Raw genomic sequence first — 22,151 nt, 5'->3', positions numbered from 1 at the left:
ATTTACTGTCCACTGTCGAAACGCCAGCCGCTCAGTTCACCCGGCTGATGCAGAAATCGATGACGTCGACGAGCGCCGACTTCTGCGGCGTCGCTTCCAGTGGTGCCAGGGCGTCACGGGCGATCTCGCCGAAATGGCGGGCGCGCCCGATCGTGTCGGCGATCGCGCCGTGGCGGGTCATCAGGCCGATCGCCTTTTCCAGGCCGGCATCATCGACGACATTGTCCTCGATGGCGCGCTTCCAGAAGGTGCGCTCGGCCTTGGTGCCGCGCCGGTAGGCGAGGATGACCGGCAAGGTCACCTTGCCCTCGCGAAAGTCATCGCCGACATTCTTGCCCAGATCCTTGCTGGTGCCGCCATAGTCCAGCGCATCGTCGATCAGCTGAAAGGCAAGGCCGAGGTTCATGCCGTAGGAGCGCAATGCCGCACGGTCGTTGCGGGTCGCCTGGGCAATGACCGGGCCGACCTCGGCAGCGGCCGAAAACAGCGCCGCGGTCTTGGCCTTGATGACGGCGAAATGCTCGTCCTCGGTGGTTTCGAGGTTCTTGGCGGCGGCAAGCTGCATCACCTCGCCCTCGGCGATGATCGAGGCCGCACTCGACAGGATGTCGAGCGCTTCGAGCGAGCCGACATCGACCATCATGCGGAAGGCCTGACCGAGCAGGAAGTCACCCACCAGGACGCTGGCCTGGTTGCCCCAGATCATGCGGGCGGTCTTCTTGCCGCGCCGCATGCCGCTTTCGTCGACAACGTCGTCGTGGAGAAGCGTGGCCGTGTGCATGAATTCGACCGCCGTGGCGAGCTTGACGTGACCCTCGCCTGCATAGCCGAACATCTGCGCGGCGGCGAGCGTCAGCATCGGCCGCAGCCGCTTGCCGCCGGACGAGATCAGATGGTTGGCAACCTCCGGAATCATCTCGACGTCGGAGCCGGCCTTGGACAGGATCAATTCGTTGACGCGTCCCATATCGGCCGCCGTCAGATCGATCAAATCCTTGATGGAGGCGGGTTCCCGCTTCCCGTTTTCGATGTTGAGAACGACACCCACGACAATCACTCCCGTCTTGGTATAACGCGTGCGACGGCACCCTTGGTCCCTGCAGGGACTCTAGGGCGGCAGACACGGCCACGGCAAGTGGCGAATTGGCGCGGCGGCGATGACAGCCTGTCAACCCTGCCGGAAGAGCGGGCCTGCTTGGTGACGGAAATCCGCCTGCCCGTTTACATATGCGCTGCAAACTGAGAGTTTCGCCCGATGATAGAGCTCATTCGCACCAACGACGCCGTCATCATCTCCTTTGTCGAATCGCTGATGCGCGATGCCGGCATCGGCTGCTTCGTCGCCGACCAGAACATGAGCGTGCTCGACGGCTCGCTCGGTATCCTGCCGCGACGCATCATGGTCGATGCCGACCAGGCCGACGCGGCACGGCGCATCCTGACGGATGCCGGCATCGCCAACGAGATCCGCGGGAAATAATGTCCGCCGCGCCGGCCACCCTTGCCCCGGACACGCCGGCCCATACGGTCGATGCCTTCCATCGCGGCCGGTTCTGGCTCGTGCAGCCCAAGCAAGGCGGCCATCGCGCGGGCATGGATGCCATGATGCTGGCGGCGTCCGTGCCATCCTCCTTTGGCGGACGTCTCGCCGACTTCGGCGCCGGCGCCGGGGCCGCCGGCCTTGCAGTACTGTCGCGCTGTCCTGCGGCCGTGGCCGTGCTGGTCGAACGGGCGCCGGAAATGGCTGCCTTCGCCGCGGCCACCCTGGCTCATCCTGGCAATGCCCATCTCAGTGACCGTGCCTCGGTGCTCATCGCCGATGTCACCGTATCGGGACGGGCGCGGGCGGCGGCCGGCCTCGCCGACAACGACTTCGACTTCGTCATCATGAACCCGCCTTTCAACGCCGCGCGGGACCGTGCCACGCCCGATCGCCTGAGAAAGGAAGCCCACGTCACCGAGGACGGACTGTTCGAGAGCTGGATCCGCAGCGCTGCCGCTGTGGTCAGGCCGCGCGGCGGCCTCGCCGTCATCGCCCGACCCGAGCAGCTCGGCGCCATTCTCGATGCGATGTCCGGGCGCTTCGGCGATGCCGAGATCCTCGCTGTCCATCCCCGCCCCGACGCGGCGGCGATCCGTATCGTCGTCAGGGCTGCGCTCGGGGCGCGAGGGAAGCTGGCCATCCGCCCTCCCCTGATGCTTCATGCGCAATCGGGCGACGGACCTGACGAGCGCAGCGAAATGATTGCCAACGGCCTCGCCTCGCTGTTCGGAGATTGAGCTATTCTTACCGGCCACATTGCCGTTGGCCGGGAAGTTCCTACATGCGTGCAACCTATCGACCGGAGACCGCGCCCTCGTGAAACGACTTATCAACCGCCTGCTGCCGAAGTCCTGGCGCTCCACCGTCGTCACCATTCCGGTCATCCGGCTGCACGGCACCATCATGCCCGGGGGTGGCCAGTTCCGGCCGAGCCTGTCGCTGGCCTCGACCGCCGGCCTCATCGAGAAGGCGTTTTCCTACGACGCGCCGGCGGTAGCCATCTCGATCAATTCGCCGGGCGGTTCGCCGGTGCAATCGCGGCTGATCTTCAAGCGTATTCGCGACCTGGCGACCGAAAAGAACAAGAAAGTGCTGGTCTTCGTCGAGGACGTCGCGGCATCGGGCGGCTACATGATCGCGGTTGCCGGCGACGAGATCTTCGCCGATCCGTCCTCCATCGTCGGTTCGATCGGCGTGGTCTCGGCCTCGTTCGGCTTCCCGGAGCTGATGAAGAAGATCGGCGTCGAGCGCCGGGTCCACACCGCCGGCCAGAACAAGGCCGTGCTTGATCCGTTCAAGCCGGAGAAGAAGGAAGACGTCGAGCGCCTGAAAGCGCTGCAACTCGAGGTGCATGGCACGTTCATCGACCTCGTCAAGGAAAGGCGCGGCACGAAGCTGAAGGACGATCCGGATCTGTTCACCGGTCTGTTCTGGACCGGCATGAAGGGTCTCGAACTCGGCCTGATCGATGCACTCGGCGACATGCGCACGGTGCTCAAGACCCGTTTCGGACCGAAGACCCAGCTCAGGCTGGTCACGGCGCCGCGCGGTTTCCTCAGCCGGTTCGGCCTGTTCGGCTCGAGCAAGGGCTTCTCAGTGCCCGATATCGCCGCGGCAGCCGCCAGCGGCGTGATCGATGCGGCGGAAGAGCGCGCGTTGTGGTCTCGCTTCGGGCTTTGAAAACCGGGCAAAACCGTCTAGCATGAGAGCTTGAAGTCTTATGCATGTCGTTTTCCCAAATCCGGATCCACTTTTGGGCGACATGCATCAACCGACCCGACCGGCCGCCTTCGCCGGCCCAGCGTGGGAGGAGTTTTGACATGCCGCAGATCATTTTCTTCACCGTCGTTGGCGTCGCCGCCTATTTCGGCTACCGCACCTTCATCCGGGAAGCCGAGCGCGTGACCGCCAAGGTGCGGCGCACCGAAAAGCAGGCGGCAAACGGTGCCATGGGTACGCTGGTCAAGGATCCGAAGACCGGCGAATACCGGCTGGCCAAGGACTGAGCATCATCCCGCATACGACTGACGCCGTGGACACCGAGATCGGGTCGCGTACCTGGCATGCGCATGCCAAGGTCAATCTGGCGCTGCATGTCACCGGCAGGCGCCCCGACGGCTATCACCTGATCGAAAGCCTGGCGGTGTTCACGCGTTTTGGCGACCGGGTAGAAATCACACTCGCCGACAGCGATGATTTTACCGTGTCTGGCCGCTACGCGCAGGCCGTTCCTCTAGACGCCAGCAATCTGGTGCTCAAGGCGCGCGACGCCCTGCGGAGAGAGGCTGGACCCAAGAGATCCCCACCGGTCGCCATCCGGCTCGAAAAGAACCTGCCGGTTGCCTCCGGCGTCGGCGGAGGCTCGAGCGATGCGGCAGCCGTGCTGCGCGGGCTGGCAGAGACATGGGCCCTGAACATGGACAGCCCTGAGCTGGCGCGGATCGGCCTCTCGCTTGGCGCCGATGTGCCGATGTGCCTGGCGGCAAAGCCGCTGGTCGCGCGCGGCATTGGGGACGAGCTGTCGATGGTGCCGGATTTTTCGGCGCTCGGGCTGGTGCTGGTCAATCCCGGAATGGCCCTTTCGACCGCCGAGGTGTTTGCGGCGCTGTCGCGTCGCGACAATGAGCCACTGCCGCCTTTGCCGCGCAGCATCGACTTCCATAGCCTGCGCAACTGGCTGGAGATCACCCGCAATGATCTTGAGCCCGCGGCGCTGGCGATGCAGCCCGCCATCGGCAGAGCGCTTTCCTGGCTTAACAAGGCTGGATCGGGCTTCTCCCGGATGTCCGGATCCGGCGCGACGTGCTTCGGCCTGTTCGAGACCGGCAATGTCGCCAAGCGCGCTGCCGGCGAGATCCGCAGCCGCCAGCCCGACTGGTTCGTCGCCGCGACGCGCAGCATGACATCGGAGGCTGGCTGAGATGGCCAGGATTGACGAGAGCCGGCCTTTCATTCCGATCCGCATCGCGGTGCTGACCGTGTCGGACACACGCAACCTCGCCGACGACAAATCCGGCCAGACACTGGCCGACCGCATCACTGAAGCCGGCCACGTCCTCGCCGCCCGCGATATCGTCACCGATGACCGCGAGAAAATCCGCGACAAGGTCCTCGGCTGGTCGAAGGATGCGGCGATCGATGTCGTCATCACCACTGGCGGCACCGGCTTCACCGGCCGCGACGTGACGCCGGAAGCGCTGGAGCCGATCTTCGAAAAGCGCATGGACGGCTTTTCGGAAGTCTTCCACCGCATCTCCTACGACAAGATCGGCACCTCGACCATCCAGAGCCGGGCGACCGGCGGCGTCGTCAACGCCACCTTCGTCTTCGTGCTGCCGGGCTCGCCGGGCGCCTGCAGGGACGCCTGGGACGGCATCCTCAAGGCGCAGTTCGACTACCGGCACATGCCCTGCAACTTCGTAGAGATCATGCCTCGCCTGGACGAGCATCTGCGGCGCGGAAAATCGGCTCCGTAAAAGTCGAGGCAAAGCGCCCCGTTCCACGCTGCATTTGCGAGCCAGAATAATACCGGCGCCTTCGAAACCCTATTCAAACCGGACCACCGAAAGTACCCTGCGTGAAGGCGATCATCGCCGTCACGACAGGGCATCTGCGATCAATGTGCTTACCGGCGGATGCTATTGCGGCAAACGTTCGCCTTCAACCGAGCTTGATTCAGCGGATGACCGGCTCGCCATGAAAGCGCCGGCGTGAGGGCGGCGATACGCCGAAGCCGACTTCCATCATCAATCTCGGCGTGCGCGCCGGCACCGTGCCCATGTGAAAGCCAAAAGGATCCTCGACGAAGCCGAGACCGGCTTCACCGGTCAGCGTCACCGGGCTCTGCTCGCCATAGACATCCAGAACCTCTTGCGCGGGATGGCCGACGAGCAAGGTGAGTTGATGTTTGAGGCTGCGGCGCTTGTGACTGCCCCGGACATAGACATGCGGGCCAGTGTCGGCGTCGACCGGCTTGAGATAGAAGAAGAATTTCAGCATGCGCCAGTCGTCGAGGTCGAAATGATATTTTCCGAGCGAGGCAAGGTTCTTGTCGGCGTCCGATGCCTCACCCGTCGGAAAACTCCACCAGACGCGCGTGGTAATCAGCTTTGCCTGGCCGCCGAGATAGTGTGCGGCAATATCCAGAAGCAGCGGATCACGCTGGATGGCGAGTGCCGCCTTGCAGTCGAGGATGCGCTCGAAAAAATGTCCGCTGAGCAGCGAGCGGCCCATGCGTTTTTCGGCCTCGGCATGTTCACCCGGCATGAATTCGAGACGGCGGTCGAAATTGCCGAAGCAAGGCGTGCGCTGGGCGAAACTGGCGATCTCTTCATGGATCGCCGGCGGCAGCATCAGGCCCGAAAACAGCCCGTCGGAGCGCAGTGCCTCGACCACGCCTTCGCGGTCGACGCCGGCAAACATCGTATCCCCCGAATTATGGGCCGGACGAGCGCGTTTTGCGCCCAGCCAATGCATCCGGCGTCCCGGCATTGTACGCGCCAGCACGAACATCGGCAGCCAGGCAGGGTTTTCGCGCAGGTCCGTCAGATAGGTCGGAATGCGCACGGCGATGCGGCGCAGCAGGCTGCCGTTGCGCGCAATGGCGTCAAGACTGGCAGCGCCGGATTTGTTGGGAGTTGAAAGCTTCATCGGGTCCTCGGCTAAGAGCGTGGGCGCCGATGCCGCATCGGAGCTCATCACTCGGCATGACCCCAACCCAATCCACCCCTCTGAACGGGAAACTAACCTCGCGTCAGATTTTGTGCAATGCACAATGAACAGAGCAGCTGCAAAAAATCACTCCGAGGAGCGCTGCTTCGGCGGTGCCACCCAGATTTCGGCGTCGAGCCGCTTTGCCGCGAGGCCGCGTGCGATGGCCTCGGCGCTGCCGGCCCGCTTCGACGCTGCCGCGGCCTGAAGCTTGCTGATCAGCAATCCATCGGCCAAGGCGCGGTTTCCCGAAAACACCCGGGCCAGGAACGGTGTGCGGCTGCCCCGCGCCCGCGAGAAGCGTGCCGCCATGGTTTGCCTGGCCGTGTGGGCAACGACCGCATCGATCCAGCCATCCATCAACCGCGAGCCCGGCTCCAGGAGCAGCAGCCAGTCACCCTTGGCCTGGCGGATGCCGGCAGCGATACCGCCAGTCACGTAGTGACAGCCGGCATGCTCGGCAACACGATGCGTCTGGTCGGTAGAACCCGTGTCACAGACGATGACGTCACGCACCACGCCCTCGACCGCGCCGCCAATCAGCGAGGCGAGCGTGCGGGCGAGGCCCTCCTCGTCATTGCGGGTTTCGATCAGGACACTGAGCATCATCAGCCGAATAGCGGAAAGCCGAAAGAAGCGCCAGTTTTTGCAGCGCACCATAAAAAGTTCTTGCTTTGTTCTCATTGGCGAAATAGGAATAATTTCATGAACAGAGCGATTCGACACAATATGGACAGTCCCTGGGAGCGGGCGAAGATGGAACAGATCGTGCGCGCCGACATTGCAGCTTTCGGAGCTGGAAGAGCCGAGATGGCCAATGCGATGATCGAGCAGAGTGGCGTGCGTGTCCGTCCGGACCGCAATCGCGGCAGGTCGGCGGGCATCAATCCATCCGGCCGCTTCGAGCCGGTTAGCCGGCATGTCTTCGATGATGGCTGGAATTCGCTGGAGGAACTGCCGCCCTTCAAGACCGAGGTGCAGGTCGAGAAGCCGCGCACCATCATCACGCGCAACGAATCGCCCGACATCTCCTTCGACCGGTCGATCAATCCCTATCGCGGTTGCGAACATGGCTGCGTCTATTGCTTTGCCCGGCCGACGCACAGTTTCATGGGCCTGTCGCCGGGCCTCGATTTCGAATCGAAGCTGTTCGCCAAACCGGATGCGGCGCGGCTACTCGACAAGGAACTGTCGAAGGACAGCTACCAGCCGCGCACCATCGCGATCGGCACCAACACCGATCCGTACCAGCCAATCGAGAAGCAATACAGGATCATGCGCGAGATCCTCGAAGTGCTGGAAGCGCGCGGCCATCCGGTCGGCATCGTCACCAAGTCCGCTTTGGTGACGCGCGACATCGATATCCTGTCGCGCATGGCCGAGCGCGGGCTGGCCAAGGTGGCGCTGTCGGTGACGACGCTCGACCGTATGCTGGCGAGAACCATGGAGCCCCGCGCCTCGACGCCGACCAAGCGGCTGGAGGCGATCCGGCAGCTTTCGGATGCCGGCATTCCGGCCTCGGTCATGGTGGCGCCGATCATCCCCGGCCTGACCGACCAGGAGATGGAACGCATCCTCGATTCGGCACGCACCGCCGGCGCGCGCGAGGCGGGCTATGTCGTGCTGCGCTTGCCGCTGGAGGTCAGTCCGATCTTCAAGGACTGGCTGCTGCGCCACTATCCCGACCGTTACCGCCACGTGATGTCGCTGATCCGCTCGATGCGCGACGGCAAGGACTACGATTCGGAATGGGGCAAGCGCATGAAGGGTGCTGGTCCCTACGCCTGGCAGATCGGCCGGCGCTTCGAGATCACCGCCAAGCGGCTCGGCCTCAATGTCGAACGGCGCACGCTTCGGACCGATCAGTTCGTGGCCGGCAGCAAGGACCAGGTGCAACTGACTCTGCTTTGAAAACAAATTCCCGCGGCGGTTTGACCTGTCGCGGCACAAGAATCCCGTCCGGCCTGCCCCGGCCTGCAGACGGTGCCCTCCAGGTCCGGCGCCCCACCCGACCCGGAGGGACTTGCGGAGAATCGGAGCCGATGCGAACCTCGCCGCAACATGGCTCGCGCGCGTTCCGATTCTCCGTTTCTCTTTGAGATCATCGAGAAACCCGATTTCTCCTTCGAGACGAAGGCGATGGCCGATGGCCTGTGGCCGGTGGCGGGCATGGACGAGGCCGGCCGCGGTCCGCTAGCCGGGCCGGTGGTTGCAGCGGCGGTGGTGCTCGACCCCGCCAACATTCCAGACGGGCTCGACGATTCCAAACGTCTCAGCCATCTGCAACGCGAAGCGCTGTTCGTGCGAATTCTTGGCTCCGCGCTGGCGGTTTCGATGGCGTCCATCAGCGCCGAGGGCATCGACTGCAGCAACATCCTCAAGGCCAGCCTGGAAGCGATGCGTCGCGCCTTGGTCGGGCTGTCGGTCCAACCGAAGCTCGCGCTCGCCGACGGACGCGACGTGCCGCCGGGGTTGCCCTGCGCCGGACGCGCGCTGATCAAGGGCGACCAGCGCTCGCAATCGATCGCGGCCGCCTCGATCGTCGCCAAGGTGATGCGCGACCGCATGATGTGCGGCTGCGGCAACCATCACGATCGCTATGGCTTCGAGGTCCACATGGGCTACGCCACGGCCCGCCATCGCACGGCGATCGAAGCGCATGGGCCGGTGGCGCGACTGCACCGCGTGTCCTTCGCGCCGTTCAGGCTTGGCGGGACGGAAGTGGCGGAAGACGAGAGCCTCGCCGGCCTGGATTGAGCGCATAGTTTTCCACAACAAAAAAAGCCGCCAGGTTTCCCGGGCGGCTTTTTCTAACTCGATGTTACAGGCTCAGTTGAGCTTGGATTTCACATCCGCCAGCGATGCCTTGAAGAGGTCGGCGCCGGCCTTGGCGTCCATCTTGCCGGCGAGCAGCGCACGCGCGGCCTCGACCGCGATGTCGACAGCGCTGGCACGGACTTCGCTGATGGCGTCGCGCTCGGCCTGGCCGATCTTCTGTTCGGCAAGTGCTGTGCGCCTGGCGACATAGTCCTTGGTCTTCTTGTGCGCTTCCGTAGCAAGCATGTCGGCTTCGCGCTTGGCGGCGGCGACGATGTCGGCGGCCTCCTGCTCGGCTTCCTTGCGCTTGCGCTGGTACTGGCCGAGCAGTTGCTGGGCCTCCTCGCGCAGCCGGCGCGCTTCATCCAGCTCGTTGCTGATCCTGGCGGCGCGGGCATCGAGCGCCTTGGCGATCATGCCAGGCACCTTGATGTAGACGGCGACACCGAGGAAGATGATGAGGGCTATCGTTGCCCAGAGCGTCGCGAGAGATGTGTAATCCATGATGCGCTCCTCACCGGGCCACGGATTTGACCGCGGCCGCGATCTCGGCCTTGCTGGCCTTGCCGCCGACCAGTGCCTCGACGATGGCCGAAGCAGTGTCCTCGGCGATGCTGCCGACTTCCTTCATGGCATTGGCCTTGATGGAAGAAATGCGGGCTTCGGCCTCGCCAAGCTTCTCGTCGAGGGCTGCCTCGACCTTCTTGCGTGCGGTCTCGGCTTCGGCCTTGGCCGCATCGCTGGCCTGCTGGCCGATCGCGTTGGCCTTGGTCTTGGCTTCCGCCAGTTCCTGCTCGTAGGCAGCAACGGCAGCGTCGGCCTCGCCCTTCAACTTGCTCGCCTGGTCGAGGTCCTGCGTGATGCGGTCGTTGCGGACCTCGATGATGCCCCCGACGCGTGGCATCACGACCCGCTTCAGGAACAGGTAGAACAGCCCGAAAGTGATCGCCAGCCACAGAAGCTGCGACGGAAACGTCGCAGGATCGAAAGGCGGAAACGTGCCGTGCGCTTCGGCAGGCACGCTGGTGCCGGAATGCGTGTCGCCTTCCGTCGCAGCGTGGCTGGTGTCGGCTGCAGGTGCGGACTCTTGCGCGAAGGCAGATGTCACGAACATGGACTATCCCCGAAATTCAAGCCTGCCGCTCGCGCGGCCGGCCTGTCCAATCTTCCCAACGCCTAGCTCAGCCGAACAGGGCCAGAAGCGCGATGAGAAGCGAGAAAATGCCCAGAGCTTCGGTCACGGCGAAGCCGAAGATCAGACGGCCGAACTGGCCATCAGCAGCCGACGGGTTGCGCAGAGCGCCCGCCAGGTAGCTGCCGAAGATGTTGCCGAGGCCAATGCCCGCGCCACCCATGCCCAGGCAAGCGATGCCGGCGCCGATGTACTTTGCTGCTTCTGCGTCCATTTGTTCAACTCCTTTGGATCTAAAATTCCGTTGCGATTCTATCCGGCGCCAATGTTGGAAACTCTTGGGCCGGAAACTCTTGATCAGTGCCCGGGGTGCAGGGCGTCGTTGAGGTACATGCAGGTCAACACCGCAAAGACGTAGGCCTGCAGGAAAGCGACCAGCAGTTCCAGTGCCGTCAGCGCTACCGCCATTGCCAGCGGCAGGACCGAGCCCGCCACGCCGACCGCGCCCAGCGCGCTCAGGCTGACGACAAATCCGGAAAACACCTTCAGGGTGATGTGGCCGGCGAGCATGTTGGCGAACAGACGAACCGAGAGGCTGACCGGGCGCGACACGAAGGAGATCACCTCGATCAGCACCACCAGCGGCAGCAGGAACACCGGCACGCCATGCGGCACGAACAGTTTCAGGAAGCCCAGACCGTGCTTCATGAAACCGTAGACGACCACGGTTCCGATCACCAAAGCCGCGAGGCCGAAGGTGACGATGATATGGCTGGTGACGGTGAAGAAATACGGGAACAGGCCAAGCAGATTGGCGACCAGCACGAACATGAACAGCGAGAACACGAACGGGAAGAACTTCATGCCCTGCGTGCCGGCGGCGTCGCGCAACATGTTGCCGACGAACTCATAGGCCATCTCGGAGACCGACTGAAGCCGGCCGGGAACCAGGCTGCGGCTCGAGGTCGTGAGGAACAGAAATGCCGCCGCAACCACTACGGTTGCGACCATGAACAGCGCCGAATTGGTGAAAGACAGGTCGTAGCCGCCGATCTCGATCGGTATCAGCTTGTTGATATGGAACTGGTGGATCGGATCGACCTTGTCAGCTGCCACGTTCAAACCCCGTCAATGCCGCGTACGGCCTCGTTACCATTACCACACATGAAGCGCGGTCATTTCCTGTCGTCTTGGTCACGGCGCGATTTATCGCCCTGTCCGAATTCTGCCACAACGCCCGCGGAACGCATGACATTGAGCACGCCGGCGCCAAAGCCCAGCAGCAGAAACACGATCAGACCCCATGGCGATGTCCCCGCCAGACGGTCGATGATCCAGCCGATGCCGGCACCCACCACCACTCCGGCGATGAACTCGCTGGAGAGTTTGAGCGCCTGGCCATAACCGGCCACACTGCCCGCTTTCGCGTCGTCTTTCCCCTCGAGCCGGTCCGGCCGCCTTGTCGCAAGCGATGCTTCAAGTTCACGCCGGCGGCGCTCAAGATCGTCGTCGCGGATTTCGGTTTCATGCTGCTTGCCGCGGCCGGTTTCTCCGGTTCCGTCTGGCCTGTTTTTATCGGCCATCGCAACCCCCCTGCCCGGTCAGACCGTCACCGTCCGTCCGCTTCTAAAGTCGCCGGCAACATAGTTAGAGGGTTTGCGCCAGTCAAGCCACGGGCGGAAGTTCATTGTCATGTATTTTAGGCAACAAAATCAATCAGTTATAAAGGTGCGACATCGTGCCCGCCACGACGACGGGGATGCGCTGCACGAATCCCCACGGCGTTGGCTGTTCGATCGACTGCGCGTGGCGCGAAAAGATCGGCGATTGTCCGGCGCTCAGCTCCAGCCACCACCATAGGTGCGGTAGAAGATATGCAGGCCGATCTTGGTCATCTTCTGCATCGTGCGCGCCCAGCCGGGATGGACATATTGGGCGTAGTAATGGGTCGACGATCCGACCTCGGGGATGAATATCTTGCCGGCGGTGACGGCCATGGCGATATCCTGCGCGGTCTTGTAGGCGACGGGACTGTCGATGCGCTTCCTCCTGCCGTCGCAAGCGAACGAGAACTGGCAACGGTTGAACCAGCTGTCGTTCTGGTAGACGACGCCGCAGATCGAATTGGGATAGGCCGGGTTGCGGACGCGATTGAGGATGACCTGGGCGACGGCGGCCTGGCCGCGCACGGATTCGCTTCTCGCCTCGAAATAGATGCCGTTGGCAAGGCATGCCTGCTCCTTCTTGGAGAAGACACTCGCCGGCAGCGGGTTCTGGATCCACGAGTGGTCGCCCTTGGCCATCGGCGGGATGAAGCGGCCGTCATTGGGCTGCTCGTCCTGGAGCAGGGCTTCGAAGGGCGATGCCTTGGCATAATCGGGCTCGGCCTGCGCATAGGCGGTCGCCAGCACATCGGGATGGTCGTTGTTGACCAGCGCGGCAAGCATGGCCGGAACGCCGGGGTCCGGCTTCTTGTCCTCACGCGCATGGAATGCCGCGGCGATCTGGATTTCCTTGCCTTTGATCTGCGGCTTGGCGAAAGCCATCTTCAGGCCGCTGTCCATGCTGGGCCGCAGCAAGGAGGAGGTGCGCTCGAAGATCGAGCCGGCATTGAAATTCTTCGGCGGCGCGACGGGAGAAACCTGGACGATGCGGCCTTTCTTGTCGGCGCGCACGATGCGATCCTCGTCGGGCGTGCCGCTGACCTTGCCGCCCTTGCCACGAAACGACACGTTGCCGACGCCGGCCAGATGGACGCCCGATCCGGAGATGGAGCCGGTGACGTCGGAATCGACAAAGGGCATCTCGGCCGCATGGGTCGAGCCGGCGACGGATTTCTCGACGTAGGAATTCCAGCGGGTGTTCGACGCTTCGAGGCCGGAGACAAAGCTGGTCATGTCCTGGTAGGCGGCGACGGTCGGAAAGCCGATCCAGATGCCGAGACCGATGACGAACGGGGTCAGAAAGCCACGTTTTTTCTCACCGGCGGCGGCCGCAAGCCGCTTCAACACACGTCGATGCACGGAACTCTCTCCAGGAACGCGACTGACCCCACTGGAGAGCAAAATGATGCATTAACCTTGATGGGACGTTAACAGGTTCGATCGGGTTTTCTCAGTCGGCTCAAGGTCGTGGTTCCGAAGTCCGGCGATTTTGCGGCCGTATGCGAAGTCAGGCCGGCCGCAGGAAGATCGGCCAGGCGATCAGCGCGCAGATGGCGGCCGACAGCCAGACGCCCGCCCATGATCCGACAACCAGAAGCCCAGGGATGGCGATCGGCACCAAGAAGAAGGCGACGAAGACAAAGCTGTTGGCCAGACCGAGCGCGGTCCCGGCATTGCTGGCGCCGGCAAGCGTGGCAATCTCGGTGTAGGCAACGCCGTGCCATGCTGAAACACAGATGCCGGCGGCGATCAGGACGGCAACGATCGTTGTCGCGAGCACCGGCTGCCAGCCGGGAACGGTGGCCGCAACAAGCACGAGCAGTGCAAGGGTGGCGAAGGCGGCTGCGCTGAGCCTGCTGAAAAGGCGCAGGAACGAGCGGCGATTGCCGTGTCGGTCGGTGAAGCGACCGCTCCAGACACGCATGACCATGGCGCCGACCTGCACGGCTGCCAGGCTGGCGCTGATCACTGCCGTTCCCATACCGCCGAAATCATGCAGGAAGACGGAGGCGAAGGTGAGCACCGCCACTTGCGGGACGCAGAGCAGGCCGATGGCCATTGCGATGCGCCAGACGTTCGGATTGCGCAGCGGTGGCGGGCCGGCCGACACCATGGCGTCGGTGGCGGACGTCGCCTCTTCGCCGATTGGCGGCTGGTGCAACCAGCGCCACGCGAAAAGCGCCGTGGCGGCGGTGAACGCGGCCAGCAGGCCATAGACCGCCGCAAAACCATGCGCCGAGGCGAGCGACGGCAGGACAAGGGCGCCGAGCCCACCGCCGAGCGGCACCGCGGTCTGCCTGATGCTCATGGCGAAGCCACGCTCGCCTTCACGGAACCAGGCCATGATGGCGCGGCCGCTCGAGCCGTTGACGCTGCCGCCAAGCAGGCCCGTGATGAGCAACACGGCGGCCAGTAGCGCAACCCCGGGAAGGTGAGCCGGCGACGGCACGACCAGCAATGCCATGAGAAGCAGCCATGCCGCGGTGGCGCCGAGTCCGGTGAGCAGCACGCGGCGATCGCCCCAGCGATCGGTAAGCAATCCCCATGGCAGTTCGCTCAGGGCGACACCCAGGCCGAGCAGACCGAGAACCAGCCCGAGTTGGCCATTGCCGAGATGGTAGCCAGAGCGCAAAAAGACCGCCGTCGCCGGGATGCCGGAGAAGGTCGCGGAAAAACTGGCATTGGCGGCAACGCCGATGCCCAGCACCTTCCAGCGATGATTGGAGCGGACTGTCACAGCACCGGCGGCGGCTGCATAAGCCTGTTGCCGAGGCCTGCCCTGGCTGCATTTCAAATCCGTAGCGACGAGCGACATGACTGAATTCCCTTGATGGTCCGACTGCATCCGGACCTTGACGCCTCGTCTTTACCGCCATACGTTCATGCTGAATATCGGGAAGTTTTTGATTAATTGTCCCTAAAATCAGGATATTGCCGTGCGACGCGTGACATTCGACCTCGACGTTCTCCGCAGTTTCGTCACCGGCATGGAGCTGGGCAGCTTTGCCAAGGCTGCCGACCGGCTTGGTCGGTCGACGTCGGCGGTCAGCGCGCAGTTGAAGAAACTGGAAGAGCAGGCGGCGACGCCGATCTTCCGTAAATCGGGACGTGGCCTCGCCTTGACCGAAGCCGGCGAGACCATGCTCGGCTATGCGCGGCGGCTGATCGAGCTCAATGACGAGGCGGCATCCGCCATCCATGACGTCGAGCTGGAAGGCTGGGTCCGACTTGGGCTGCAGGAGGATTTCGGCGAGGCGGTGCTGCCTGACGTGCTCGGCCGCTTCGCCCGCGCCCATCCCAAGGTCAAGATCGAAGCCAGGATCGCGCGCAGCTACGAACTTGCCGAGCGCGTCACCTCAGGCAATCTCGACATCGCGCTCGCTTGGCACAGCGGCGAGACGCTCCCCTACAACGAGCACGTCGCCGACGTGCAGATGCGCTGGATCGGCCCGGCAAAGCGCATCGCGACCAGCCTGCGCGACGGCGAGCCGCTGCCGCTGGTGGCGCTCGAGGCACCCTGCCTTTTGCGCACGGTGGCAACAGAAACGCTCGACCGCGCCGGCCTGTCGTGGCGGATGGCCTTTTCCAGCCCAAGCCTTGGCGGCATCTGGGCGGCTGTCGCGGCGGGACTGGGGCTGACGATCCGCACCGACATCGGACTGCCGGCCAGCGTCAGCGCGATGACACCGGACATCGCCGGGCTGCCGGCACTGCCCAAAATGGCCTTGTTCCTGCACCGCAAGGACGCCGAACCCGAGCCGGTGGTAGCGCGCCTCGCCGAGATATTGCTGCAGGCGGTGCGGCAGGCGCTGCCCGATAACTCGCGGACCAACGAAAACGGTTTGCGCGGCGTCGCGTGATCGGAGCCAGAGGGGCAGCGATGCTCAGCTGCGTTTCTTGGCCCTGCCGGCGAACGGGTTGTCCGAGGTGCGCAGCGCAATGCGGATCGGCACGCCGGGCATATCGAAGGCTTCGCGCAGGCTGTTGGAGAGATAGCGGACATAGGATTGCGGCATCGCATCCGGCCGCGAGCACTGGACGACGAAGCCCGGCGGCCGCGTCTTGGCCTGGGTGACGTATTTGACCTTCAGCCGGCGGCCGGCGACGGCAGGCGGCGGGTGATGCGCCAGGATGCTTTCCAGCCAGCGGTTGAGCTTGCCGGTCGAGACGCGGCTGTTCCACACCTTGTGGGTCTTCAGCACCGCATCCATCAGCTTGTCGAGGCCGCGCCCGGTTTCGGCCGAGACAGGCACCGCCTGAATGCCGCGCACCTGCGGCAGCAGCCGCTCGGTCTTCTCGCGTAGCTCCGCCAGAAGCTCCTGCGGATGGTCGATCAGATCCCATTTGTTGAAGGCGATCACCGGCGCCCGCCCCTCGCGGATGATCAGGTCGGCGATCTGCAGATCCTGCTTCTCGAAAGGAATGGTGGCGTCGAGCACGATGATGACGATCTCGGCAAAGCGGATGGCGCGCAAGCCGTCCTGCACCGACATCACTTCCAGCTTTTCGTGGATCCTGGCCTTGCGGCGCATGCCGGCCGTGTCGAACAGTTTCAGGCGGCGGCCATGCCAGTCCCAATCGACGGAGATGGAATCACGGGTGATGCCGGCTTCCGGTCCGGTCAACAGCCGCTCCTCGCCGATCAGCGCGTTGATCAGCGTCGACTTGCCGGCATTCGGGCGGCCGACGACGGCGATGCGCATCGGCTTGGTGTCGTCATACCAATGCACATCTTCCGCATCCGGGTCGACGATGTCCTCGCCGATCAGCACCTCGCCGGCGGCGATTTCCTCACCGACACCATCCTCTTCTTCGCCGAAGGCGCGTGCCTCGCCAAGCGCGCCGATCACCGCGTCGCGCAGGTCGGGCATACCCTGGCCGTGTTCGGCCGACACCGGGATCGGCTCGCCGAGGCCGAGCTCCCAAGCCTCCAGCATACCGCCCTGGGCGCCCTTTGCCTCGGCCTTGTTGGCGACCAGAACGACCGGCTTGCCGGACTTGCGCACGATCTCAGCGAAAGTCTTGTCATCGGGCATCAGGCCGGACTTGGCATCGACCGTGAAGAAGATCAGGTCGGCCTCGCGGATGGCAATCTCGGTCTGCGCCCGCATGCGGCCGGGCAAGGTCGAGGCGGCGGCATCCTCGAAGCCGGCGGTGTCGATGACGTCGAAATGCAGGTCGTAAAGCTTGGCGGCATGAACGCGGCGATCGCGGGTGACGCCCGGCGTGTCGTCGACAAGCGCCAGCTTCCTTCCCACCAGCCGATTGAAAAGAGTCGATTTGCCGACGTTAGGTCTGCCGATGATGGCGACTTTGAAGGTCACGACGCACTGCCCGACCCGCGGATAAGCTCGGACATCAAGGTTGCCCGCTCACGGGTGTTGCGCGGGGCGCCGTCATCGGCGGCAATCTGGTCGAACAGCTTCAGCGCATCCTGGGTCTTGCCTTCCTTCCAGGCGGAAAGACCGAGCGCCTCGCGCGCCGTGTGGCGCAGCGTGTTGGTGTCCGACGTAAGCGCCTCGACACGGCTGGACACATCGGCGAAGGAGCCATGATCGACAAGCAGGAGCGCTGCCCTGAGCCGGGCCATGTCGCGAATGCCTGAAGGAATGGCCGTGTCGGCGGCGACATCGTCGAAGTCCTTGACGGCGGCGTCGACGTCGCCCTTGCTGGCCTTGACGGTCGCGGCGCGCATGCGGGCGAGCAGCGGATAAGCGCCGTAGCCATCCTTCTCCAACTGGTCGAGAGCGGTCAGCGCTTCGTCGTTCTTGCCGTCATTGGCAAGCTTCAGCGCCTGCGAGAACGCATCGCCGGAGCGGTTGGCGCGCGTCTCGTCCCAATAGCGATAGCCGACGAAGGCGGCGGTGCCGAGCACCACGAGGATAGCGAGGACAAGCAAGGCGGGACCGAAACGGTCCCATAGCTTCTGCGCCTGTTCGCGACGCATCTCGTCGTTGACTTCACGGATAAAACTGTCGTCGGACATCAATCAAACCATTCCTGCCCTGGCGGGCCGTTGTCAGCCCGCGTTTTAGCGAAATTTTGTCGGCATGGAAGGGGTTCGACGGGAAAATCGCCTATTCCCAGGACAGGCTGCCCAAAAGGCCAATCGCACCCGCGCCACATTTGCGCGATAGCCGGCTTCCAGACATCCTCCGAGTTAAGATCAGATTGCCGATGTATCGTCCGCTCCGCGCTGTTGCGTTTTCCCTCGCTTCGCTCGCCACTGCCGGCGGGGCTTTGGCCGATCCGCCGGCGCCACCGACGCCGGCAAAGCCCAGGCAGGTCGTCATCATCTCGTTCGACAGCGCTCGCGACATTTCGCAGTGGAAGCGCAGCCGCGCGCTGGCGCAGCGCACCGGCGCGCATTTCACCTATTTCGTGTCCTGTGTGTTCCTGTTGTCGCCGGAAACGCGCAAGGAATACACGGCGCCCGGCAAGACATCAGGCAAATCCAACATCGGCTTTGCCACCTCCAAGCAGGAAGTGAGCGAACGGCTCGAGCAGATCGGACTTGCCGCTCATGAGGGTCAGGACATCGCCAGCCATGGCTGCGGCCATTTCGACGGCAAGGACTGGAGCAAGGCCGACTGGCTGAAGGAGTTCGGCTCGTTCGAGCACATTCTCGAGAACGCCTATGCGATCAACGGCATCGCGCCCGAGCCGGAGGGCTGGCGCGATTTCGCAAGGCATGCGGTGGTCGGTTTCCGCGCGCCGTATTTGTCGACAGGCAAGGCGCTCTACGAGGCGCTGCCGGCGGCCGGCTATCAATTCGACGCCAGCGGCGTCTCGCAGGGCCCTGCCAGGCCGACGGCCAGCCACGGCATCCTGCACTTTTCACTGCCGCAGATTCCGGAAGGACCGAAATCGAGGCCGGTGATCGCCATGGATTACAATCTCTATGTCAGACATTCCGGCGGCTTCGAGCGGCCGAGCAAGGCGGACGAGTTCGCCAACCGAACCTACGATGCCTTTCGCGCCGCCTTCGATGCGCAATATCAGGGCAAGCGCATTCCGCTGGAACTCGGCTTCCACTTCGCCCTGATGAATGACGGCGCCTACTGGAACGCGCTGGAGCGTTTTGCCGGCGAGGTCTGCGTCAAGGCCGATGTCGAATGCATCAGTTTTCGCGACTATGTTTCGCGGCAGGATGCTGCCCAAAAGCAAGCATCGGTCGGCGGCTGATCCACCAACCCGGTTCCAAACCTCAGCTCTTTAGGCCGGGTCCTCGGCGCCTTGCCGTTCCAGGTAGCGCTGATCGATCGGCGGCAGCGGCTCGCCTTGCAGCGTCGCTTCAAAGGCGCGCAGGCGTTTGTGGACCGATTGCAGCTCGACGATGGTCGACCAGGAGGTGAGCAGAAACTGCAGCGAGCTCGTCACTCTGCCAAAGGCATTCGGGATCTGATTCAGGACGCCAAGTGTTATCTTGTGCGCCACGATCGACGGCCCCATCACAAGGAATGAGAAGATATTGTCGGCTTGCAAATAGGTGTAACGAACCACATTAAAATAGATGTAATGGAAGTAAAGCCTGAAGTAATTTCGGCGAACATTGTTGAACAATTCCGCTGCCGTAGCGGGCTGAGCACGGTCAGCGTGATCCTCTCCATAGACCAGCTCCTTACGGTAAGCTGCTTCGACGCGCTGATTGCGGAACTGGAGGCCGGGTAGTTTCAAGCCGGCGATCATTACTGAAATGGTTCCGAACACGCACCAGGCGATCGCGGCAACCACAAGGGGATGAGGAATAGCGCCGACTATTGGCAATTCGCTGATATGGACCTCAAGTTTGATCAAGACCGGAAGGAACGCAATCAGCGTCATGATCGACTGCACGAAGCTGGTGCCGAGATCCTCCATGATTTGAGCGAAACGCATCGTGTCTTCCTGAACGCGTTGAGAGGCACCCTCGATATGGCGCAACCTGGGCCAGTTCGTCATGAAGTGTTCGTTCATCGCCATCCGCCAACGGAAGATCCAATGGCTGACAATAAAGGCATTGACCACGCTGACATTCATACCAACCAGCGCCAACCAGGCGAACGTGGCCAGCCGGGCGTAAAACTCGGCATTGGTCGATTCGATCGTTTTGGAAATCAGCCCCTGGATGTAGTCGAAGAAAGGGCCGTACCAGTCGTTAACGGCGACGCTGATCTGCACATTGAAATAGATCAAGAACAGGATCAAAGCCGCTACAAGGATCGACCAATTCTGCCAAGGGTGCGGTGCGTATAGGCGCCAGAACGCGTAGAAAACCCCAACACAGACAGTGAAATAGATGTAGAACCAGAGGAATGGCTTCGACGCGAGGACGGCGATACCGACGATTGGTGGTGCGTCGGCAGCAGCTGTGGGCAGTCCGAAAACCGCGCCCAACTGCTCCCCGCCGAAAAACCAGAAAAGGATTGCCGCAAGGCTCCAGATGGCTGCCGAAGAGAAAAAAAGCTTCGGCTGCGGGAAGAAGGATACGAACACTGTGGGGAATTCCTCGATCTATGCGCAAATCAGCTGATATCGGCGGGCATAAAGTCACACATTAGTTGGAAAGAAAATGCCCGTGCCCGATGCCCGGCATCGAGCAAACCCATAATCATGGCGATTTTGGCGCGGCCGACCATGTGATGGCGCCGGAGACGACCAACATCACTGCGGCGGTGATCGATGCGAGGAAGAAATCGCCTGACATTTGCGCCAGCAACCCGGCGGCGATCGGGCCGATGATCTGGCCAAGGCCGAAGGACGCCGTCATCAGGGCGAAGATACGCCGCGGCGCTCTTGGCGCCTGTTGCCGCGCGGCCTGCAGGCCAAGTGCCGTGATGGCGATGAAGGTGCCGCCGAGCAGCAGGCCGCCAAGCAGCGGCCCTGTGCGTCCGCCGATGGCCACGCTGGCGGTGACGCCCGCAACTTCGATGAAGCATGCCAGCGCATAGGCTGCGTAAAGCCCGATCCGTCCAGCGACCTTCTGCCAGAGCCAGGTGGAGGGAAAACCGGCAAGGCCGGCGACCATCCACACCATCGCCTCGAAAACGCGGCTGCCGCCACCTTGCCGGACGATGGCGACCAGGAACGTGGCCGTCACCACATAGCCAAAACCGAACAGGCCGTAGGCGACGATGATCTTCATCAGCGACCAGCCCTTCGGCAGCGCCGGCTCGCGCGTGGCGTCGCCATGGGTGAGTGGGCCCTCGTTCGCCAACAGCGCCACGACGACGAAACCGCAAGCCGAAATTGCCGCCGACCAGAGCCAGCCTGCCGCCCAGCCGGCATGTTCGGCGACCAGCGCGGCCATCATCGCCGCGGACACCGCAATGCCGAGGCCAACGCCGCCAAAATGCCACGCCTGCAGGTCGCCGCGGCCGGCAGCGTTTATATGGCTGAAAACGATGCTGGCCATGAACACCATGACGAAGGCGCTGGTCAGGCCGGCCAGAAAGCGGATGACGAGAAAGGCGACCATGGTGTCGGACAGTCCCATCAACGCAGCAAGGGCAGTGCTGGCGCCGAGACCCACCAGCATCAGCATGCGTTCACGTCCCTGCGCCCAACCGCCCGCTGCCGCCAGCGCGCCGACGAGGTAGCCAAGATAGTTGGCGGAGGCGATCCACCCGGCATCGGCCGGCGAGAGATGGAGTTCCTCCATCATGCCGGGCAGGATCGGCGTGTAGACAAAGCGGCCGATGCCCATGGCAACAGCCATGGCGATCATGCCGGCGATGGCGAAACGCAGTGCTGTCGAGGTGGTTGTCATTGCAGTGCACAATAAGTGCGCGAGGCGGTGAAACAATCCACCTTTGGTTGGGCCAGCGCGGTCGCAGTGCGCGGCGCTCGCCTCGACTTTTGCTTAAACGGGAAAGCGAGACGTCCGTTTAGAGACTGCTTCGAAATTCGCTCTGGCGAGTCATATGGTGGTGGTTTCGAGAACCGTAGCGCAGCGGACATTTGGTCCGTGAGCAACGGAAGCGCAGAAAACGCCATCAGATGGCCGCCAGAGTAGAATTTCCAAACAGGCTCTCAGCAGCATCCACCGAAACCGGCATGCCATGAAGCAGTCTCGTGCACCGTCCGCCGAGCCGTCAGCCTAACGGCACGTCAGCCAATTCGCGCTCCGACATGGTGTTGAGCACAGGATGCGAAAGCGGATCGGTCAGCCATCTCTGTGTCACGCTCTCCTGGCTTGGCTCTTGCGGAGCATGGATCGAGAAAAAGATCTTAAGCGATGACAACATGCTCAGCATTTTCGGCTCCACGGGTCTGGCTCCCTCCGTAAAGTGTGCCGTTCCGATGT

The 22,151-nt window shown here is 63.2% G+C and carries 25 protein-coding genes; 10 read left to right on the top strand and 15 right to left on the bottom strand.

Features of this window, described 5'->3' with window-relative positions:
• Positions 1-31: 31 nt before the first annotated feature.
• A complete protein-coding gene (locus AC0ZT5_RS01880; RefSeq protein WP_488495031.1) occupies positions 32-1,048 on the bottom strand; it encodes a polyprenyl synthetase family protein in 1,017 nt (338 codons plus the stop codon).
• A gap of 207 nt (positions 1,049-1,255) precedes the next feature.
• Here AC0ZT5_RS01880 and AC0ZT5_RS01875 point away from each other — a divergent pair, with 207 nt between their 5' ends.
• From AC0ZT5_RS01875 to moaB, 6 genes are all read left to right on the top strand, one after another.
• Entirely contained in the window at positions 1,256-1,480 is a 225-nt protein-coding gene (locus tag AC0ZT5_RS01875; protein ID WP_091576439.1) for a putative signal transducing protein, read from the top strand.
• Positions 1,480-2,280 carry a tRNA1(Val) (adenine(37)-N6)-methyltransferase gene (locus AC0ZT5_RS01870; protein ID WP_488495030.1) on the top strand — a complete coding sequence of 267 codons (801 nt, stop codon included), beginning with the start codon at positions 1,480-1,482 and terminating at the stop codon, positions 2,278-2,280. The genes AC0ZT5_RS01875 and AC0ZT5_RS01870 overlap by 1 nt, the downstream gene beginning before the upstream one ends.
• A gap of 79 nt (positions 2,281-2,359) precedes the next feature.
• Positions 2,360-3,223, top strand: coding sequence for a S49 family peptidase (locus AC0ZT5_RS01865; protein WP_488495029.1), 864 nt, complete (start codon positions 2,360-2,362; stop codon positions 3,221-3,223).
• Between the two features lie 140 nt (positions 3,224-3,363).
• On the top strand, positions 3,364-3,549 hold the full coding sequence (locus AC0ZT5_RS01860; RefSeq protein WP_027023000.1) for a membrane protein: 186 nt from the start codon (positions 3,364-3,366) through the stop codon (positions 3,547-3,549).
• Between the two features lie 26 nt (positions 3,550-3,575).
• Complete coding sequence (locus tag AC0ZT5_RS01855; protein WP_488495028.1) at positions 3,576-4,463, top strand: 4-(cytidine 5'-diphospho)-2-C-methyl-D-erythritol kinase; 888 nt, start codon at positions 3,576-3,578, stop codon at positions 4,461-4,463.
• 1 nt (position 4,464) lies between these two features.
• Positions 4,465-5,019: a molybdenum cofactor biosynthesis protein B gene (gene moaB, locus AC0ZT5_RS01850; RefSeq protein WP_488495027.1), complete on the top strand. Its 555-nt coding sequence runs from the start codon at positions 4,465-4,467 to the stop codon at positions 5,017-5,019.
• A 199-nt stretch (positions 5,020-5,218) separates the two neighbouring features.
• Here moaB and AC0ZT5_RS01845 read toward each other — a convergent pair whose 3' ends face one another.
• Together AC0ZT5_RS01845 and AC0ZT5_RS01840 are read right to left on the bottom strand one after the other, a co-directional pair.
• The gene (locus tag AC0ZT5_RS01845; protein WP_488495026.1) at positions 5,219-6,193 is read right to left on the bottom strand and encodes a hypothetical protein; all 975 of its coding nucleotides are present in this window, start codon (positions 6,191-6,193) and stop codon (positions 5,219-5,221) included.
• A gap of 147 nt (positions 6,194-6,340) precedes the next feature.
• The gene (locus AC0ZT5_RS01840) at positions 6,341-6,859 is read right to left on the bottom strand and encodes a glycosyltransferase (protein ID WP_488495274.1); all 519 of its coding nucleotides are present in this window, start codon (positions 6,857-6,859) and stop codon (positions 6,341-6,343) included.
• Between the two features lie 150 nt (positions 6,860-7,009).
• On the opposite strand from AC0ZT5_RS01840, the gene AC0ZT5_RS01835 reads away from it, so the two are divergent.
• Both AC0ZT5_RS01835 and rnhB read left to right on the top strand, forming a co-directional pair.
• Positions 7,010-8,164 (top strand): PA0069 family radical SAM protein, encoded by a 1,155-nt coding sequence (locus tag AC0ZT5_RS01835; protein WP_488495273.1) that lies wholly within the window; start codon positions 7,010-7,012, stop codon positions 8,162-8,164.
• Positions 8,165-8,314: 150 nt separating this feature from the next.
• Entirely contained in the window at positions 8,315-9,010 is a 696-nt protein-coding gene (rnhB, locus tag AC0ZT5_RS01830; protein WP_488495025.1) for a ribonuclease HII, read from the top strand.
• Positions 9,011-9,082: 72 nt separating this feature from the next.
• On the opposite strand, the gene AC0ZT5_RS01825 is transcribed toward rnhB, so the two are convergent.
• From AC0ZT5_RS01825 to AC0ZT5_RS01795, 7 genes are all read right to left on the bottom strand, one after another.
• Positions 9,083-9,574: a F0F1 ATP synthase subunit B gene (locus AC0ZT5_RS01825; RefSeq protein WP_488495024.1), complete on the bottom strand. Its 492-nt coding sequence runs from the start codon at positions 9,572-9,574 to the stop codon at positions 9,083-9,085.
• A 10-nt stretch (positions 9,575-9,584) separates the two neighbouring features.
• The gene (locus AC0ZT5_RS01820) at positions 9,585-10,184 is read right to left on the bottom strand and encodes a F0F1 ATP synthase subunit B (RefSeq protein ID WP_477283757.1); all 600 of its coding nucleotides are present in this window, start codon (positions 10,182-10,184) and stop codon (positions 9,585-9,587) included.
• 67 nt (positions 10,185-10,251) lie between these two features.
• Positions 10,252-10,476 (bottom strand): F0F1 ATP synthase subunit C, encoded by a 225-nt coding sequence (locus AC0ZT5_RS01815; RefSeq protein WP_006206606.1) that lies wholly within the window; start codon positions 10,474-10,476, stop codon positions 10,252-10,254.
• A gap of 83 nt (positions 10,477-10,559) precedes the next feature.
• Positions 10,560-11,318, bottom strand: coding sequence for a F0F1 ATP synthase subunit A (locus AC0ZT5_RS01810; RefSeq protein WP_095091979.1), 759 nt, complete (start codon positions 11,316-11,318; stop codon positions 10,560-10,562).
• A gap of 59 nt (positions 11,319-11,377) precedes the next feature.
• Complete coding sequence (locus AC0ZT5_RS01805; protein WP_184871454.1) at positions 11,378-11,785, bottom strand: AtpZ/AtpI family protein; 408 nt, start codon at positions 11,783-11,785, stop codon at positions 11,378-11,380.
• A gap of 255 nt (positions 11,786-12,040) precedes the next feature.
• Positions 12,041-13,225: a cell wall hydrolase gene (locus tag AC0ZT5_RS01800; RefSeq protein WP_488495023.1), complete on the bottom strand. Its 1,185-nt coding sequence runs from the start codon at positions 13,223-13,225 to the stop codon at positions 12,041-12,043.
• A gap of 148 nt (positions 13,226-13,373) precedes the next feature.
• Positions 13,374-14,681, bottom strand: coding sequence for an MFS transporter (locus tag AC0ZT5_RS01795; RefSeq protein ID WP_488495022.1), 1,308 nt, complete (start codon positions 14,679-14,681; stop codon positions 13,374-13,376).
• A gap of 121 nt (positions 14,682-14,802) precedes the next feature.
• Between AC0ZT5_RS01795 and AC0ZT5_RS01790 the strand changes: the two genes are divergently transcribed.
• Entirely contained in the window at positions 14,803-15,726 is a 924-nt protein-coding gene (locus tag AC0ZT5_RS01790; RefSeq protein WP_488495021.1) for a LysR substrate-binding domain-containing protein, read from the top strand.
• Between the two features lie 24 nt (positions 15,727-15,750).
• On the opposite strand, the gene der is transcribed toward AC0ZT5_RS01790, so the two are convergent.
• Both der and AC0ZT5_RS01780 read right to left on the bottom strand, forming a co-directional pair.
• The gene (gene der / locus AC0ZT5_RS01785; RefSeq protein ID WP_488495020.1) at positions 15,751-17,190 is read right to left on the bottom strand and encodes a ribosome biogenesis GTPase Der; all 1,440 of its coding nucleotides are present in this window, start codon (positions 17,188-17,190) and stop codon (positions 15,751-15,753) included.
• On the bottom strand, positions 17,187-17,852 hold the full coding sequence (locus tag AC0ZT5_RS01780; protein ID WP_095091881.1) for a tetratricopeptide repeat protein: 666 nt from the start codon (positions 17,850-17,852) through the stop codon (positions 17,187-17,189). The genes der and AC0ZT5_RS01780 overlap by 4 nt, the downstream gene beginning before the upstream one ends.
• Before the next feature lie 191 nt (positions 17,853-18,043).
• On the opposite strand from AC0ZT5_RS01780, the gene AC0ZT5_RS01775 reads away from it, so the two are divergent.
• Complete coding sequence (locus tag AC0ZT5_RS01775; protein WP_488495019.1) at positions 18,044-19,051, top strand: polysaccharide deacetylase family protein; 1,008 nt, start codon at positions 18,044-18,046, stop codon at positions 19,049-19,051.
• A 30-nt stretch (positions 19,052-19,081) separates the two neighbouring features.
• Here the strand turns inward: AC0ZT5_RS01775 and sbmA are convergent, their stop codons facing one another.
• The 3 genes from sbmA to AC0ZT5_RS01760 form a co-directional block, all read right to left on the bottom strand.
• Positions 19,082-20,341: a peptide antibiotic transporter SbmA gene (sbmA, locus tag AC0ZT5_RS01770; RefSeq protein WP_488495018.1), complete on the bottom strand. Its 1,260-nt coding sequence runs from the start codon at positions 20,339-20,341 to the stop codon at positions 19,082-19,084.
• A gap of 115 nt (positions 20,342-20,456) precedes the next feature.
• Positions 20,457-21,614, bottom strand: a complete 1,158-nt coding sequence (locus AC0ZT5_RS01765) for a YbfB/YjiJ family MFS transporter (protein WP_488495017.1) — start codon at positions 21,612-21,614, stop codon at positions 20,457-20,459.
• Between the two features lie 325 nt (positions 21,615-21,939).
• A complete protein-coding gene (locus AC0ZT5_RS01760) occupies positions 21,940-22,101 on the bottom strand; it encodes a hypothetical protein (RefSeq protein ID WP_488495016.1) in 162 nt (53 codons plus the stop codon).
• Between the last annotated feature and the right edge of the window lie 50 nt (positions 22,102-22,151).

Source organism: Mesorhizobium sp. CNPSo 4670, assembly GCF_057784235.1.
Note: the sequence above shows the minus strand (reverse complement) of the source record. Positions and strands in the feature narration are given on the sequence as shown.